Raw genomic sequence first — 16,838 nt, 5'->3', positions numbered from 1 at the left:
TATACGGATATTTAATTTTACTTGGTTATAATACTTTTATGATATTTTTAATTTTTTCTTTCATTGTATTATTGATTTTTGGCTTAGCAAATGTTTATATTTATAAAAGATTAATCAAGAAAATTACTCTTTTCAAGTATTTTTATAAAATTTTTGCTTTTATTTTTATTGTGCTTTTTTTAGCCCAAGCTGTGTTTTTAATATTTCGTAGAGATGAATATTTAAGTGATACTTGGTATGAAATTTTAGCCATGCTTTATGCGCCGACTTATTGTTTGTTTTTTATGACTTTAGCTTGGGATTTTATTAAATTGATTTTAGCTCTTATGGGTAAAAGAGATAAAAAATATAATCTTATTTTGCGTTTGATTTTTGAGCTTTCTCTTATAGTTTTAAGTGTGTTTTTAATTTATATAAGTATAAATAATGCTCTAAAAACACCTGAAGTAAAGAGTGTTGATGTTGAAATACCAAATCTTAAACAAGATTTAAAAATTGTCATGCTTACTGATATACATTTGGGTAAAAATTTGCATGAAAATTTTTTAGATAAGCTCATCACTAAAGTGAATTTGCAAAGTCCTGATATGGTTGTAATAGTAGGAGATCTGATTGATACTAATCCTAAAGATTTAAAAAATTACATCTCAAAACTTAATGATTTTAATTCCACTTATGGAACTTTTTATGCCTTGGGAAATCATGAGTATTATCATGGTATCAATAAAGTTTTGGATTTACTTAGAAAACATACTAATATGAAAATTTTAGTCAATCAAAATTTAGATTTAGGTTTTATAAATATTGCTGGACTTGGAGATTTAGCCGGACTTGATAAGGGTTTATATGCTCCTGATTTAGCAAGAATAAAAGTGGATTTAAATACAAGTAAAGCTAGTATTTTACTCACACATCAACCCAAAACAGCTTTGCTTTATGATTTAAGTGATTTTGACCTTGTTTTAAGTGGGCATACGCATGGAGGGCAAATTTTCCCTTTTATGTTTTTAGTTAAACTTCAGCAAGGTTTTGTTCATGGGCTTTATGATTTAGGAGAAAAAACTAAGCTTTATGTGAGTAGTGGAGCAGGATTTTGGGGGCCAAGTCTTAGAGTTTTTGCTCCGAGTGAAATAGTGATTTTAAATTTAAAAGGAAAAAAATGAGTTTTTCAAAAGAAAGTTCGAGGCTTTTTGGTTTTGTAGCGGGGATTAAATTTCCCAAAATGATACAAAAAGTTATTAATGAAAATTATGTTAAGTATTTTAATATCGATATGAGTGAATTTAAAGCTCCTTGTGAATACGAGAGTTTAAATGCTCTTTTTACAAGAACTTTGCAAATTCCAAGGAAACTTGAAGAAGGTTTTATCAGTCCAAGTGATGGTAAAATTTTAGAGTGTGGAAGTACTTTTTTAGCAAATGAAGAACATTTTGCTTTTTCTATAAAAGGACATGCTTATAGCGTTGAGGAGCTTTTAAAAGATAGCTTTGAAAAAGATGAACTTAAAAATGGGCTTGATTATGTCAATATTTATCTTTCTCCAAAAGATTATCATCGTTATCACAGCCCTTGTGATATGCAAATTTTAAGTGCAACTTACACAAGTGGAGTGCTTTATAGCGTAAATGAAAAACATTTAGAACGCATTAGTAATTTATATGTAAAAAATGAAAGAGTGAGTTTAAAATGTCAAAATGAAAAAGGTATTTTTTGGCTTGTTTTTGTAGGAGCGCAAAATGTAGGAAAAATGCGTTTTAATTTTGATGCAAGCATACAAACCAATGCTAAAATTTCTCATAATTTTACTAGAAAATATGAAAATTTAAATTTCAAAAAAGGCGGAGAACTAGGAAATTTTGAGCTAGGTTCTACTATAGTTTTAATCTCTCAAAAAGGACTTTTAACTTTTAATTTAAAAGTAGGGCAGGGTATTAAATTTGGAGAAAAAATAGCGGATTAGTTTTTAGGAGTTTTATTTGCCATTTGATAGATAAAGGCAAAAACTTCAGCTACAGCTTTATACATATTAGGTGGAATTTCATCACCTAAGTCAAGCTTGCTTAAAATTTCTATTAAATCTTCATCTTCTTTAATAGGAACTCCGTGTTCCTTGGCTAAAGAAATAATTTTAGCAGCACTTTCGCCTTTGCCACTTGCAAGCACTTTTGGTGCAGAGTTTTTTTCTTTTTGATAGCCTAGAGCTACAGCTTTTTTAATCGATCTTTTGATTTTGCTCATACTTTTTTATCCATACCCATTTCAAGATCTAAATTTTTCATATTTCTAGTATCAAATTTACTTCTTATGATATCACCTACAAAGAAATTTGCACTTAAAAGTCCTGCTTTATTGATATTTCTTTTAAGCTCATGGGCATTTTCATAGATGGTTTTTCTAAATTCAATATTTTCTGCCATAATATTAATATCTATATATTTTTCATTATTTAAAGAAATAAGAATTTCCAAATCCCCAAGTTTTGCAAATTCGAGTTTAATCTGAGCAAAAAATTTGTCCTTTTTTCCGCGTCTAAACATAATTTTAGAATCATTTAAATCATCCCAAGAAAAAGGCAGATAAGTATTGATAGAATCATTAGCTAAAGACATAAGCTGATTGATTTCAATTTGCGCTAAAAGACGATTAGCTTGATTGTATACAGCTTCATTGCCTTCATTTTTAGCTAAATTTGAAATTTGCAAAAGTGTTGATTTTACATCATGATGTAAAGATTCAGCTATATCTTGTTCTGTTTTTGGTTTAATTTGCGCTAGATCTTTGATAGAAAGATTGAGTTTGTGTTCGAGATTTTTAAGTTCTGCTTGATTAAGCTTGGCATTTTGAGTATAGGGTTCAAGTTCTTTTAAGCTTTCATTAAGTCTACGAGAAAGATTGCTTAAATTTTTACTTAAATCTTGCACTTGTTCTAGATCTAAATTTTCTACATTAAATGCTAAATTTTTTACAATATTTTGTTTTATAAATTCCTGATTTTTAAAAATATTTTGCATAGTTTGGTTATTGTTAGATTGAATATTTTGAGAATTATTTAAATTTTGCATATTGTTTGTGTTAGGATTATTTGTATTGATTGAAGTTTTGTTTTCTGTTTTTGTTTCATAAAATTTTGGATTTTCTTTGATATTTTCTTTTGATTTTTCTTGTTTTTCATCTTTAATTTTTTCTTGGTTTGGAGTAGAATTTTTTATATCATTGTCTGGATTATTTTCTGTTTCATTGTTTTGAATATCATTTTTTGTATCTTGGGTATCTTCTTCGTGGGTTTTTATATCAGAATCTAATTTTGAATCTTGCTTGGTATCATCTGTGAGATTTTCTTCTTTTGATGCTTTTATATGTTTTTCTTCATCTTGGTTTTTTGTGTTATGATTAAGTTTTTCTTCTTTGATATTTTCTTTGTTACTTAAAAGATTTTCTAAAATATTTTCTTTATCTTGTATTTTAGAAGCTTGATTGCCTAGTATATTTTTTAAAGTATTTTCAAGTTTTTCAAAGGCGGTAGCAGTTTGCTTAAGGATGTTTGGATCTTTTATCATTAAATTTTCTGGCTTATTAAGAGCTTTGAAAAAATCATTTTTGATGGAATTTAATTCTTTTAAAATTTTATTAGCCATAGGGGTGATTTTTTCTTGAGCATGACTGGGATTTTTACTTATATAATTTTTAAAATTTTCCAATTTAGAACTTAAATTTAAAAGTGCTTTAAAAGAACTTTGATTTAAAATTTGCTTATTTTCATTTTTGCTAGAATTAATAATATTTTTTAATTCTTTTAAAGTTTCTTTTGGGTTTAAATTTGCATTTGCAAGTTGGGCTATCTGAATACTTAGTTTTTCACTACTAAGACCTTTGATTGTACTTAAAAGAGAGTGAAAACTTTTGGGCAGCAATTCTTCGTTTAGGGCATCTTTTAATTTAGCTTCTAAAAATACGCCTGAATTTTTAAACAAAGGAGCTAAGTTGTTGTTTTTTATTTCACTGGCAGGTTTTAAAATTTGATTTAATCTGTCTAAAACTTGTGTAAAAGTATCGCTTTTTGCAAGTTCTGTGCTTAAAGTTTTTAATTCATTAGCAAAATTAGGAGCTAAATTTAAATTTTTTCCTTGTTTAAGCACAGGGGAATCGGGGTTTTTTTGAGCATTGATTTGATCTAAAAGTTTATTAACAAGTTCTTTTAATTTGGTGCCTGTTTCATTTTGAACAAATTTTGCTAGTATTTCTTCACTGCTAGCGTCCTTGCTTAAACCTAAATTTTGCTTTAAAGCTTGCGCAAGTGCTTCTTTTGGATTGTCCTTTAAATTTGTTTTATCTTTTGAAGTAGAGTTATCTACTTTTAAATCATTTTTTTGCGTATTGGCAATTTGACTTGCTAGTTGAGTATTAATCATCAAATATCACCATATTTCCAGGCTTTTTCTTAAATTTTTTATTTAAAATATTTGGTTTATTGATAGCAAAAAGAATTAAAAATGCTAAAGAAACTATATAAAACCATATAAAACCTTTGATTTCAAAGTATTGCATTAAAAAACCTAAAATTAAAGGGCCAAACAAAGAGCCCAAAGAATAGCAAAAAAGAACTCCACGACCTAACTCTACGCCTTTATTTTTGCTTACTAAAACATCATTTGCTCTAGCAAGTGCTAAAGCATATAAACAAAATATTCCTATACCAAGAGTAATTCCTAAAAAATATTGCATATACAAATGAAGTTTAAAAAAGATAAATATAAGCATAGTGATAAATCCTATGCTTGCGCAAGTGATAATGGCAAATTTGCGACCAAGTTTATCTGAAATAGTTCCTATGATGGTTTGTGCAATAAAACCACCTAAAACCCCACAAAATATAAAATAAGAAACCGCTTTTGTATCAAAACCTTGCAAAAGTATAAATAAAGATGCCATAGAAAAAAAGCCATTTATAAGCATTCCGGCTATAAAGCTTGTGACGATAGCTAAAGGAGCTATATCAAAAATTTTAGGTATAGAAATAGGACTTGATGCGGGCAAAACAGGTTCTTTGATTTTAATTAGATTTAAAGGTAAAGATGAAAGTAAAATTAAAGTTGCACTGAGGATAAATACACTATGTTTGCTTAAATTTAACGCTATGATTAAAACTCCAATACCAAATGCAAGATAAAAAACAATTTCATAAAAACCTAAAATTCTAGATCGAATGGCATTTTTGCTTTTTTCATTAAGCCATGATTCTATGACCATTAAAAGACCATAGTAGCAAATTCCTATGAAAAATCTTAAAACAGCCCAAAAAATAAGATTTTCGCTTACTGTATGAAGCATAGCTGAAATTCCAAAAATAGCCCCAAATAGCCCAAAAGAGCGTATATGACCTATACGAGAAATAATTTTATGAGCACTGATGGTTCCAACAAGAGCGCCTATAAAAAAACAAGAACTTACTACTCCAACAGCTAAAGAACTTTCTCCGTTTTCTTTTAATATAACACCTATAGAGCTTACTATCAAGGCATTACCTGCAAATAAAAATGCCATACCAGCAAAAAGTGCTGTCATTGATTTAATAATTTTTTTTGGACTCATACTTTTTTATATATAAAATAAAAATAAACACACAAACTAGCAAGGATGAAATTCCACAAATATAAGCAAAGATATCTAATTTATCTTGGCGATGTAAAAATAAAAATCCAGCAACCAATATTACATAAGCCATCAATTTAAAGAGAGTAAAAAACATAGTAAAAAAATGGATTTTCTCTTTAATATTTGGCTTTAAATCGTCTTTTAGAACTTTAAAATGAATAATTTTTGATAAATTTTGTTTTTTTTTGATAAAAAGCGATGAAATGAAATTAAAATCTTTTTCATAATTTTTTGATTTTTTTATAATGACTTTTTTATAATTTAAATAAGAAGCAAAAATAATCAATAAAACACTAAAAAAAGCTATTTCATAGCTTAAAAATGTGTCTAATTTAAAATGATTTAACGATAAAAATATGATCCAAAAAAATAAATGAATAATGGCAAAAATACAAAATAGAGCTTTTTTATGTTCCATTATTTGTTCTTTTCTTTTTGAATTTTTTCTTTGATCAACTCATCTCTTTCTTTAAATTCTTCATAGCTTTTTACTTGAACTTTATAAGCTTTATAAACATTAAGTATAGCAGCACTGATCCCCCAAAAAACTCCAAGCCAAAAAAGCCAAGGATAAGGAGTAAATTTTTTAAGCAAATATCCTATTCCCACACCTATAAATACAGCAATAACCATAGAGATACCAAGACTTAAACCATCCGCAGCTTCAAGAGTTTTGCGAATGATTTTTTGTCTTTTGCTGTTGGAATTTTCTAAGTGATTTTTTTCTTCTTTTAAAATATTGCTCATATTCTTTTAAAGCTTTCCCTAACAGCCTCTAATGTTGTATCTATAATTTTATCATCCATTTTTGAACATATAAAGCCTGTTTCAAATTGAGAAGGCGCTAAATAAACTCCATTTTCAAGCATATTTTTGTGAAATTTTGAAAATAATGCTAGATCAGATTTTAATGCATCTTGGTAGTTTGATACAGGATTTTTGGTGAAAAAGTATCCAAACATAGAACCTACATGACAAACTTGTAGCGGAAGTCCTTTTTCATCTGCTAATTTTTTCATTCCTTGGGTAAGTTTTTTTGCTAATTTTCCAAGCTTGTCATAAAGCTTGATTTTCTTTTTGGCTTTTGTAAGACTTGCTATACCTGCAGCCATTGCCAAAGGATTTCCACTTAAAGTTCCTGCTTGATAGACTCCACCCAAAGGACTTAAAATATCCATAATTTGAGCTCTAGAAGCAAATGCTGCTGCAGGTAGACCGCCTCCTATTACTTTGCCAAAAGTAATTATATCTGCTTGGATATGATTGATTCCATAGGAACCAAGGTAAGATGCTCTATATCCACTCATTACTTCATCAAAAATCAGCAGAGTTTGATTGTTTTTACAGATCTTAGCAAGTTCTTCTAAAAAATCTTGTTTAGCTGGAACTAACCCCATATTTCCAGCAATAGGCTCAATGATAACACATGCAATATCTTTATTTTTTTCAAAAAGCTCTTTAACGCTATTTATATCATTATATTTTGCTACTAAAGTGTGTTTAGCTACATCTTCTAAAACACCCAAGGAGCTAGGAGAGTTAAAAGTAGCAGCACCACTTCCTGCACTCACCAATAATGAATCAGAATGCCCGTGATAACATCCTTCAAATTTTAAAATTTTATCTTTTTTAGTAAAGCCACGGGCAAGACGAATAGCACTCATGGTTGCTTCTGTTCCACTACTTACAAAGCGGATTTTTTCTAAATGAGGAAAATCAGATAAAACAAGTTTGGCAAGTTCAGTTTCTAATAAAGTCGGAGCTCCAAAACTTGAACCTTTATGAAGTGCTTTTTGACAAGCTTTTTGTATATCTTTATCGCAATGTCCAAAAAGTAAAGGCCCCCAGCTTTGAACATAGTCTATATAAGAATTTCCATCTATATCGAAAATATAAGCACCTTTTCCATGGGAAATAAATTTTGGCTCACTTTGAACATTTGCAAAAGCACGAACTGGAGAATTTACACCACCTGCGATGAATTTACACGCTTCTTTAAAAGCTTTTTTGTTTGTCATTTTTCTTCCTTGCTAAATTGCTTGATGTAATTATATAAAGTTACAATTTCATCATTTGTTAAAGAGTAATTTGGCATGATTGATTTTGCGTCTTTACTCTGATTAAGAGAATTTTTAAAATTCTCAAAACTAAGATTTTGTATACTTGGAACTTTATAAGCTGTTTTAATACCATTTTTCATATAATATCCTAAAATTTGTTCGCTTCCATCTGCTCCATGACATTCTTTACAACTAATACCCCTTGGATTTTCATAAAGCATTTTAGAGTATTCTTTAAGAGTGATAAAATCAGCACCAAAAAGACTAATATTAAATAAAAAAAACATTAAAACAATTTTCAAAGTTTCACCTTGTTAATGAAGTTTTAATATGATACAATTTTTACTTTAAAAAAGTGATTAAATTTATAGAAGGAAAATAATGACTTTGCTTGATGGTAAAGCTTTGAGCGCAAAAATTAAAGAAGAATTAAAAGAAAAAAATCAATTTTTAAAAAGCAAAGGGATTGAAAGCTGTTTAGCTGTTATCTTGGTTGGAGATAATCCTGCAAGTCAAACTTATGTAAAATCTAAGGCTAAAGCCTGCGAAGAATGTGGAATTAAATCTTTAGTTTATCATCTTAATGAAAATACTACGCAAAATGAACTTTTGGCATTGATTAATACCTTAAATCACGATGATAGTGTTCATGGAATTTTGGTTCAGCTTCCTTTGCCTGATCATATTTGTAAAGATTTAATACTTGAAAGCATTATAAGCAGTAAAGATGTTGATGGTTTTCATCCTATTAATGTAGGATATTTAAATTTAGGCTTAGAAACTGGGTTTTTGCCTTGTACTCCACTTGGAGTTATGAAGCTTTTACGGGCTTATGAAATTGATTTAGAAGGAAAAGACGCTGTTATTATAGGTGCTTCAAATATAGTAGGTCGTCCTATGGCTACTATGCTTTTAAATGCTGGAGCTACAGTAAGCGTTTGTCATATCAAAACCAAAGATTTGAGCTTTTATACTAGACAGGCTGATTTGATTATAGTAGCAGCAGGTTGTGTGAATTTACTTCGATCAGATATGGTAAAAGAAGGAGTGATTGTTATTGATGTTGGAATCAATCGTCTTGAAAGTGGAAAGATAGTTGGAGATGTAGATTTTGAAGAAGTATCTAAAAAATCTAGTTATATAACTCCTGTTCCAGGTGGAGTAGGTCCTATGACTATAGCCATGCTTTTAGAAAATACAGTTAAATCTGCTAAAAATAGACTTAATTAGGAAAAATCTATGGAATTTTTAAAGAGATTATATAAATTTTCGCAGTCTTGGACTGGAACTGTAGTTATTGTTCTTTTGGTGATTTTTTTCTTTATACAAGCTTTTGTTATTCCTTCTGGTTCTATGAAAAACACCTTATTAGTGGGGGATTTTTTATTTGTTAAAAAATTTAGCTATGGTATCCCAACTCCTCATATTCCTTGGTTGGAAATTCCTGTTTTGCCAGATTTTAATAAAAATGGACATTTGATAAAAGCACAAGGGCCACAAAGAGGAGATATAGTTGTTTTTAGAAACCCTAGAAATGAAAAAGAACACTTTGTAAAGCGTTGTGTAGGTACAGGAGGAGATAGGATAGTTTATGCAAATAAAACACTTTATGTAAGAATGCATGAAGGTGATGATTTTATGAAAGAACATTATCCAAATGATCTTGTTACTCTTGGAGGGCAAATTTATGTAAAAGAACCTTATAAACAAAAAGGCATTCATTATGATCCAAAAAAAGATATAGAAAGTGATATCTTGCGCTTTCTTAGCATAGGTGATTTTGCTATGTCTCCAACTTATATTAAAGAACTTGGAAATCATATAGGTTTTAGCGGCGGAAATGCTTATGTTTTTGATGTACCTGAAAATGAGTATTTCATGATGGGTGATAATCGCGATTATTCTTATGATAGTCGTTTTTGGGGTTCTGTTCCTTATAAGTTGATAGTAGGTAAACCTTGGTTTGTATATTTCTCTTGGGATAAAGATAAAAATGTTCGCTGGGAAAGGATAGGGCGTTTTGTTGACACCTTGGAAAATGATGAACAATATATCCATGATCATGATGATGAGGATAAATTAAGCTAATGTTTGTGAAAAACACAAACATTATATTTTTAAAAGCGTGATTTCATCACCTTTTTTTAATTCACTTGTATTTTCTTCGCTTATAAGTAAAAACTCACTTTTAATAAGTGGAAGTATCATACCAGATCCAAATTTATTTTCATTAAATGGTGTAAAAATATCTTTTTCTAAATTTCCTAAGATGAGATTATTTCTTCCACTTTTAAGCTTTAAATCCATACCCATTTTGGCGTAAAATGTTAAAGGATTATCTAGGTTTCCACTTAATAAATCAATGATTTTTTTAGTAAAAATAAAACAAGAAAGATAAGCTGCCATAGGATTTCCTGGTAAAATCAATACGAAATTTTTACCCTTTTGATAAAGCTTAGTAGGCCTTGCAGGGCGTGCTTTTAAACCTTTAAAAAGCGGAGTAAAGCCTAATTCATCTAAAGCTTTTTCCATAAAATCAGCCTCGCCAACGCTTGCACCTCCTGAAGTGATTAAAAGATCAAAATTTGTATTTTTTAAAGCCTCTTTAGTGCTTTTAAAATTATCTTTGATAATACCTAAATAAGAAGCATTTTGAAGCATGGTTAGTAAAGGCAAAGCATTGGCATTATAAATACTTTCTTCATCACATTCTTGCCAAGGTTCTTTTAGCTCATTTCCACTTGAAAAAATACCTATGCGAATTTTTCTTATGACTTCTATTTTATAAAGCCCTTGAGAAGCAAGTAGGGCGATATGTTTATCATTAAGTTTAGTGCCTTTTTGAAGTAAAAGTTCACCTTTTTTTAATTCTTCGCCTTTATAACGATAGGCATTGTATTGTTTAGGAGCTTTTTTAATGATGAGTTTATTTTCTTCTATATACTCATCTTCTAGCATTAAGATAGTATCAGCATTTTTGGGCATTTTAGCCCCTGTCATGATTTTATAGCATTCATTTTTAGCAACTGTATAAAAATTTTTATCTCCTGCAAAAATAGTTCCTTTAATTTCCAAAGCCTCATTGATATCAGCATAATTAAAAGCATAGCCATCAAGAGCAGCATTGTCAAAACTGGGTAGATTTTTTCTAGCATATAAATCTTTAGCTAAAATTCTATCTTTTGCTTTTTCAAGGCTAATAAGTTCACTTTCATCTAAGCATGAAATTTGATTTTCTAAGTCTTTTAAGGTTTCAAAGATATTTTTCATTCTTCAAGCCTTGTGATTTTTACACCTAAACCTTTAAATTTTTCTTCTAAATTTTCATACCCCCTATCAAGATGGTAAATTCTATGGACTTTGCTTGTACCTTTAGCTGCAAGAGCTGCTAAGATAAGGGCTGAGGAAGCACGCAAATCTGTAGCCATGACATCAGCAGCGTTAAGTTCTTTTCCGCCTACTATAGTAGCAATATGACCATTGAGTTTAATATCCGCACCCATTCTTAAAAGTTCACTTACATGCATGAAACGATTTTCAAATAGTCTTTCATCGATAATACTAGTTCCATTAGCTTTTAAGGCTAATGCCATAAACTGCGCTTGCATATCGGTTGGAAAGCCTGGATATTCACTTGTCATGATTTCTACAGGTTTAATTTCTTTAGCAGGAAGTAGGGTGATACCATCTTCTGCAATCAGAGTTTCAAAACCCATTTGATGAAGTTTTGCTAAAACTGCACTAAGATGAGTGGCGTTAACTTTATCTAAAGTAATTTTAGAATTTGTAATAGCCCCTGCACAAAGATAAGTTCCTGCTTCAATTCTATCAGGTATAACGCTAAATTCTTTAAATTCTAAAAGTTCCCCATCACTACCATAAATTTCAAGCTCATCTGCACCTATGCCTTTGATTTCAAGTCCTGCGTCTTTTAAAACTTCGCAAAGTTGAACTACTTCGGGTTCTTTTGCAACATTTAAGAGTTTAGTTTTACCTTTAGCTAAAGCTGCTGCCATGATGATGTTTTCGCTACCTGTAACCGTGATTTTATCAAAAAGAATTTCATTGCCTTTTAAATTTCCACTAGCTACGACATAACCTTGTTTGATTTGTATATTTGCCCCCATTTTTTCCAAGGCTAAAAGATGTAAATCAATAGGTCTTTGTCCTATAGCGCATCCTCCAGGTAAAGATACTTCACAATGTCCAAAACGAGCAAGTAAAGGCCCTAGAGTAAGTATGGAAGCACGCATTTTACGCACAATGTCATATTTGGCTATAGTTTGATTAAGAGTGATTGTGTTTAATAAAGCACTATTGTTTTCAAAATTGACCTTAGCTCCTAAATTTTCTAGTAAAGATATAAGAGTTTTTATATCAGCAACATTAGGAACATTGTTGATTTTTACTTCGTTTTTGGCAAGTATGCTTGAAACGATCAAGGGTAGGGCGGCATTTTTTGCTCCGCTTATTGTAACATTTCCGCTTAGATGATTTGTGCCTTCGATTTCTAGATAAGTCATATTTTTCCTTGAAAAAGTTTAAAAATGCATCATTATAGCATTCTTAAACTTTTGAAAAAATATAATCAAGCTTGTTGGCTTTGGAGTTCTTGAATTTGAGCTTGAATTACATCTGCTTGAGATTTTAGCACATCAATTTGTTTTTGAAATGTCGTTTTCATTTGTTCGTTAGCGTTTGTCATTTTTTGAGTAAGTTCTGCAATTTTAGCTAAAATTTCAGCTAATTTTGCTATTAAAGCCTCTAATGCGGGATTTACGCCACCTTTGCTACTTTGGATGGAATTTTGGTCTTTGTGGTTTTCTATTTTTTCTTGACTTACTTTGATTTCATATTCTTTTTCATTTTTTGAATTTGTTTGACTTAAACTTCTTGCTTCATCTGAAATTTGAATTTTAACCACATTGTCACTATGAACATTACTTACCAAATCATTGTCTTTGTTTATTTGTGTTTGATAATTGCTAAAATTTTTTGTCAAAGTATCTATTTTCATCTTAAATCTTTTTAAATTAATTTATATTGTTATCGGTTTTTTTATTTATAAATTTATATTAATGATAATTATTTTAAGGATATTTTATTTTAGATTTTCATATTTATATTTTAAATGCAAAAAAGACTAAAGCTTCATAAAGTTTTTAAGTATTTTTTTACCTTTTTGAGTTAAAACCGCTTCGGGGTGAAATTGCAATCCATAAATAGGATATTTTTTATGTTTAATTGCCATAATAATATTTTCTGAATTATGAGCTAAAATTTTGCATTTTTTAGGCATAGAACTAATATACAAAGAATGATATAAGCAAATTTCAATTTCTTTTTTAATACCCTTAAAAATAGGATCTTTTTTAAAATAAAGTTTAGAAATTTTACCATGCATGGGATTTTGTATTTTAGAAACCCTGCCGCCAAAAACTTCAGCTATACACTGATGTCCTAAACATATACCTAAAATTTTTTTATTTTTTTTAAAATATTTGATTGCTTTTAAGCTTAATTTAGATTCCTTGGGAGAATGAGGGCCAGGAGAGATGATAAGATGAGTGAAATCAAATTTTTCTAATTCTTTAGCTTTTTTAAAGGTATCATTTTTTATCACTTTACATTCAAAACCAAGTTCTTTAAGATAATAGATGATGGTATAACTAAAAGAATCATAATTATCTATAAATAAAATTTTCTTCATTGTAATTTTACCTTTTTTAAACCACGCACGGAATTAATACAATAAATATTTTCTGCTTCAAATAAATCTTGTTTAAATAATGCTTTTTCTTTTATCAAACCAAGATTGATTAAGAAATTTCTATATACGCCATTTAACATACCGCTTTGAATTTGTGGAGTATAAAATTGAGAGTTTTTTTCTAAGATGAGATTGGTTCTTGAACCTTCGCAAAGTTCATCTTTTTCGTTAAAAAAAGCTATGTCATAACACAAGTTTTGATGCCATTTGTATGAGTGTTGATTATAAAAAGTACGCAAAGAGCTTTTGTGATAGAGATTGTCACTTTTTGAGTTAATTTTATCATCACTTAAAAGCAAAATATCGTTTGAATTTTGTTTTAAGGCACTTTGTTGAAATTCGTATCTTCCGTCTTTGTATAAAATAAGCTTTAAAATTCCTTCTTTGTGTGGATTTTTAAAGGGTAGGGGAAAATTATAAAATAAAGAGTGTTTTTTATGGAAAATTTTTTCATCGAGTTTAAAAAGTGTAAAATTTTGATATTCTTTATAAGAATTTTTTTGATTTAAAATATTATAAAAATCTTTAAAGATGTTGTGAGTATTAAAATTAAATTTAAGAGCTGAATTTATAAGCCTTAATAAATGTTCTTTTAAAAATAAAATTTGAGAATTTTTAAAATACATGGTTTCAAAAAGATGAAAATCACAAGGATTTAAGATCGCGCTTTTAAGTTTTAATTCTTCAAATTCATCTTTGAAATTTGAGTCCCAAACCAAGCCACTACCCGTGCTATAAGTATAAATTTCATCTTGTTTTTCTAAGGTGCGTATGGCTACGCTAAATTTATTTTTATTTTTGTGTATTAAACCTATGGTTCCGCAGTAAATACCACGCTCTCTTTGTTCTAATTCTTTAATAAATTTGATACTTTCAAGCTTTGGAGCACCTGTAATAGAACCGCAAGGAAAGAGAGCTTTAAAAATTTGATATAAAGAAATATTTTTTTTAAGTTTTCCTTGTACGCTTGAAGTCATTTGATGTAAAGTAGGATGACTTTGAATTTCAAAAAGTTTGGTTTTTAAGCTTTTTTTTGTGATGATTTTTGAAAGATCGTTGCGTAAAAGATCGCAAATCATAACATTTTCACTTAGATTTTTTGTATCATTTTGCAAGAAGGTTTTATTTTCTTCATCTTTTATAGGATCTTTATCACGCTTAATTGTGCCTTTCATAGGTTTTGTAAATATTTTTCTTTTTTTGGTCTTGAAGAAAAGTTCAGGTGAGAAGGACAAAATTTCTCTTGTTTCATCTTTTATAAAAGCTTTAAATTCAGTATTTTGTCTAGAAAGCAAAAGTTTAAAAAGTTCAAAAGAATCCATTTTGCTATGAAATTTAAAATTTTGAGTGAGGTTGATTTGATAAACTCTTCCTTTGGAGATTGCCTCTTTAACCTTGATGAAATTTTCTTTGTAATTATCTTGATCTAAAAAATTTATAAATTCAGGAATAAATTTTTCTTCATCAATATCTTCTTTTTGAAATTTTTTTCTTTTTTTAAAAGCAAATATAGACAAATAAGCTTTTTTACTTGTGAAATTTTTATCTTGAAAATATCTATATAGCTCATAATCAGCAAGCATTAAAATATAAAAATCATTTTTATATTTTTCTATAAATTTAAAGCACTTTTTACTTTCTTTGTGGTTAAAGGCTTTTAAAGTGTGTTTTAAATCATAGTAAAAATATCCACCAAAAACAGCATAGTTTTCAAGAGTCACTTAATTCCTTTGCAACCTGTGCGGCAAGTTTTAATTTATCATTATCAAAATGAGTATAAATTCTTGAAGTATTTAAACTCGCATGTCCTAAAGCTTCTTGAACTAAAATTAAATCTTTTTGCTTTTTATAAAGTAGGGTGGCAAAAGTATGACGCAACATGTGAGCACCATTTTTTTGTTTGCGAATTCCTGCACGAAATAAAAGCTGTTCTACTATGCGACTGACATAAGATTGGGTCAGTGGAGTGCCTTTTTTATTGACAAAAAGCAGGGCGTCTTTGCTCATATAATTAATACTTACATTTTTAAGCAAATCGTAAATAAGTTCTTTTTTTATCATTACAACACGATATTTATTGCCTTTAGCTCTTATTCTTATGATATAAAGATCGTTTTCTTCGCTAATATCACCCATTTTGATATTGATAGCTTCGCTTACCCGTATGCCTGTAAAAATGATGATTTTAATAATAAGTTTATTGCGTATGGTATTGTTTTTAAAATCTGCATTTTCAATAGCATCAAGAAATTTTTTAAGTTCTTCTTCACTCATAAATTCAGGTAATTTTACCCCTTTAGAACCCGCTATACCTGCCCAGTTTTTAAGATTGATATTGAAAATATGCGCTTTTTCATCTTCTTCATTTTGCTTGTCTAAAAAATCAAAAAAATTAATCACAGCAATACGGTAATTTTTTTTACTTGCATCTGATAAAGCACCTGTTATACTTGCTAAAACTTCTACAATGAGTTCTTCATCAATCTGTTTTAAAGAGTAAAGCTTGTAAAAATTTAAATATTCAAATACTTTTTTTAAAGGATTAAAATAAGTATTAATTCCACTTAAACCAGCATTTCTTGCTTTTTTTGCTAGAGCGTCAAGTTCTTCAATGTTTTTTACACCTTTTGCAAGAGCAAAATTAACTTCTGCTAAAGCTTGTGGATTTTTTAATTCTTTGTTAGATAGCGAGTTGAGTTTAAATTTTACATATTTTGCTAGCCAAAATAAGAATGATTTTTCAAAATTTTCTTCACAATCTAAAGGGTATTTCATAAAAACTTTTCCTAAATCTAAAATTTTAGCTTTTTAACTAGAAAAGGTATTTTAGTATTAACTTAGTAAAAAAAAGCTTTTTTAGGAAAAAGTTTGTTTTTATATGCAAGCCAAAAAGATTGAAATATTTTTTTAAATAAATCTTATATCAATCATAAAAAGATATGATAAAAGGTAAAAATATGTAAAATTTATAATTTTGTATTGAAAACTGTAATTTTCAAACTTTTTTATATACACCTAGATTATTCTACTTTGATATAGATTAAGCTACTATTTTTACATACTTTTATGATTTTACCTTTTGAGTGAAATAAACTTATCCATAAAATATAATGTAAAAAATTGATAATTTTATTTTGTAAATTAAAATTATATTTTACTTTTCTTGAAAACTATAAAGAATATTTAAAAATTAAATTATTTTATATTATTATCAAAATATATATAAAAATGATAACTTGTGCATTCAATTTTTTAATCCCCTATTCTTGATTTTTAGTTAAAGTAAATATTCTTAGTTATAAAATTTTTAAGAATATTTTTATTTTAATAGTTTTATAATATTTATTACACAAAAA

Annotated in this window: 17 protein-coding genes; 4 read left to right on the top strand and 13 right to left on the bottom strand. The window is 28.6% G+C overall.

Going from position 1 to position 16,838, the window contains the following annotated elements; all coding sequences use genetic code 11:
• Positions 1 to 38: 38 nt before the first annotated feature.
• Complete coding sequence (locus AJ932_RS06945; protein ID WP_070233334.1) at positions 39 to 1,163, top strand: metallophosphoesterase; 1,125 nt, start codon at positions 39 to 41, stop codon at positions 1,161 to 1,163.
• Positions 1,160 to 1,960, top strand: coding sequence for a phosphatidylserine decarboxylase (locus tag AJ932_RS06940; protein WP_070233335.1), 801 nt, complete (start codon positions 1,160 to 1,162; stop codon positions 1,958 to 1,960). Before AJ932_RS06945 ends, AJ932_RS06940 begins: the two co-directional genes overlap by 4 nt.
• Here AJ932_RS06940 and AJ932_RS06935 read toward each other — a convergent pair.
• The 7 genes from AJ932_RS06935 to AJ932_RS06905 are packed head-to-tail and all read right to left on the bottom strand — an operon-like array spanning position 1,957 to position 8,014.
• The gene (locus AJ932_RS06935) at positions 1,957 to 2,238 is read right to left on the bottom strand and encodes a FlhB-like flagellar biosynthesis protein (protein WP_002852641.1); all 282 of its coding nucleotides are present in this window, start codon (positions 2,236 to 2,238) and stop codon (positions 1,957 to 1,959) included. The two genes, AJ932_RS06940 and AJ932_RS06935, sit on opposite strands and share 4 nt — an antisense overlap.
• Entirely contained in the window at positions 2,235 to 4,409 is a 2,175-nt protein-coding gene (locus tag AJ932_RS06930) for a flagellar hook-length control protein FliK (RefSeq protein ID WP_070278579.1), read from the bottom strand. Before AJ932_RS06930 ends, AJ932_RS06935 begins: the two co-directional genes overlap by 4 nt.
• Positions 4,402 to 5,589, bottom strand: coding sequence for an MFS transporter (locus AJ932_RS06925; protein WP_070233337.1), 1,188 nt, complete (start codon positions 5,587 to 5,589; stop codon positions 4,402 to 4,404). Before AJ932_RS06925 ends, AJ932_RS06930 begins: the two co-directional genes overlap by 8 nt.
• Positions 5,567 to 6,070: a hypothetical protein gene (locus AJ932_RS06920; protein ID WP_070233338.1), complete on the bottom strand. Its 504-nt coding sequence runs from the start codon at positions 6,068 to 6,070 to the stop codon at positions 5,567 to 5,569. The genes AJ932_RS06925 and AJ932_RS06920 overlap by 23 nt, the downstream gene beginning before the upstream one ends.
• The gene (locus tag AJ932_RS06915; RefSeq protein WP_044780763.1) at positions 6,070 to 6,399 is read right to left on the bottom strand and encodes an AtpZ/AtpI family protein; all 330 of its coding nucleotides are present in this window, start codon (positions 6,397 to 6,399) and stop codon (positions 6,070 to 6,072) included. The genes AJ932_RS06920 and AJ932_RS06915 overlap by 1 nt, the downstream gene beginning before the upstream one ends.
• On the bottom strand, positions 6,396 to 7,670 hold the full coding sequence (hemL, locus tag AJ932_RS06910; protein WP_070233339.1) for a glutamate-1-semialdehyde 2,1-aminomutase: 1,275 nt from the start codon (positions 7,668 to 7,670) through the stop codon (positions 6,396 to 6,398). Before hemL ends, AJ932_RS06915 begins: the two co-directional genes overlap by 4 nt.
• Complete coding sequence (locus AJ932_RS06905) at positions 7,667 to 8,014, bottom strand: c-type cytochrome (RefSeq protein ID WP_070210085.1); 348 nt, start codon at positions 8,012 to 8,014, stop codon at positions 7,667 to 7,669. Before AJ932_RS06905 ends, hemL begins: the two co-directional genes overlap by 4 nt.
• A 79-nt stretch (positions 8,015 to 8,093) precedes the next feature.
• Between AJ932_RS06905 and folD the strand changes: the two genes are divergently transcribed.
• Together folD and lepB are read left to right on the top strand one after the other, a co-directional pair.
• Entirely contained in the window at positions 8,094 to 8,942 is an 849-nt protein-coding gene (gene folD, locus AJ932_RS06900) for a bifunctional methylenetetrahydrofolate dehydrogenase/methenyltetrahydrofolate cyclohydrolase FolD (protein WP_052950044.1), read from the top strand.
• 9 nt (positions 8,943 to 8,951) lie between these two features.
• Positions 8,952 to 9,800: a signal peptidase I gene (gene lepB, locus AJ932_RS06895; RefSeq protein WP_070233340.1), complete on the top strand. Its 849-nt coding sequence runs from the start codon at positions 8,952 to 8,954 to the stop codon at positions 9,798 to 9,800.
• Between the two features lie 21 nt (positions 9,801 to 9,821).
• Here lepB and AJ932_RS06890 read toward each other — a convergent pair whose 3' ends face one another.
• The 6 genes from AJ932_RS06890 to AJ932_RS06865 all read right to left on the bottom strand — a co-directional run bounded on the left by AJ932_RS06890 (position 9,822) and on the right by AJ932_RS06865 (position 16,257).
• Positions 9,822 to 10,982: a molybdopterin molybdotransferase MoeA gene (locus tag AJ932_RS06890; RefSeq protein WP_070233341.1), complete on the bottom strand. Its 1,161-nt coding sequence runs from the start codon at positions 10,980 to 10,982 to the stop codon at positions 9,822 to 9,824.
• The gene (gene murA, locus AJ932_RS06885) at positions 10,979 to 12,235 is read right to left on the bottom strand and encodes a UDP-N-acetylglucosamine 1-carboxyvinyltransferase (protein WP_070233342.1); all 1,257 of its coding nucleotides are present in this window, start codon (positions 12,233 to 12,235) and stop codon (positions 10,979 to 10,981) included. Before murA ends, AJ932_RS06890 begins: the two co-directional genes overlap by 4 nt.
• 65 nt (positions 12,236 to 12,300) lie before the next feature.
• Positions 12,301 to 12,729, bottom strand: coding sequence for a flagellum-secreted nonflagellar protein FspA2 (gene fspA2 / locus AJ932_RS06880; RefSeq protein ID WP_070233343.1), 429 nt, complete (start codon positions 12,727 to 12,729; stop codon positions 12,301 to 12,303).
• A 126-nt stretch (positions 12,730 to 12,855) separates the two neighbouring features.
• Positions 12,856 to 13,422 carry an anthranilate synthase component II gene (locus AJ932_RS06875; RefSeq protein WP_070233344.1) on the bottom strand — a complete coding sequence of 189 codons (567 nt, stop codon included), beginning with the start codon at positions 13,420 to 13,422 and terminating at the stop codon, positions 12,856 to 12,858.
• Positions 13,419 to 15,203 (bottom strand): bifunctional chorismate-binding protein/class IV aminotransferase, encoded by a 1,785-nt coding sequence (locus tag AJ932_RS06870; protein WP_044794263.1) that lies wholly within the window; start codon positions 15,201 to 15,203, stop codon positions 13,419 to 13,421. Before AJ932_RS06870 ends, AJ932_RS06875 begins: the two co-directional genes overlap by 4 nt.
• On the bottom strand, positions 15,193 to 16,257 hold the full coding sequence (locus tag AJ932_RS06865; protein WP_002861500.1) for a tyrosine-type recombinase/integrase: 1,065 nt from the start codon (positions 16,255 to 16,257) through the stop codon (positions 15,193 to 15,195). The genes AJ932_RS06870 and AJ932_RS06865 overlap by 11 nt, the downstream gene beginning before the upstream one ends.
• Positions 16,258 to 16,838: the final 581 nt, after the last annotated feature.

It is taken from the genome of Campylobacter sp. BCW_6873 (assembly GCF_001762365.1).
Classification (GTDB): Bacteria; Campylobacterota; Campylobacteria; order Campylobacterales; family Campylobacteraceae; genus Campylobacter_D; species Campylobacter_D jejuni.
This window is presented reverse-complemented; position numbering and strand designations above follow the sequence as displayed.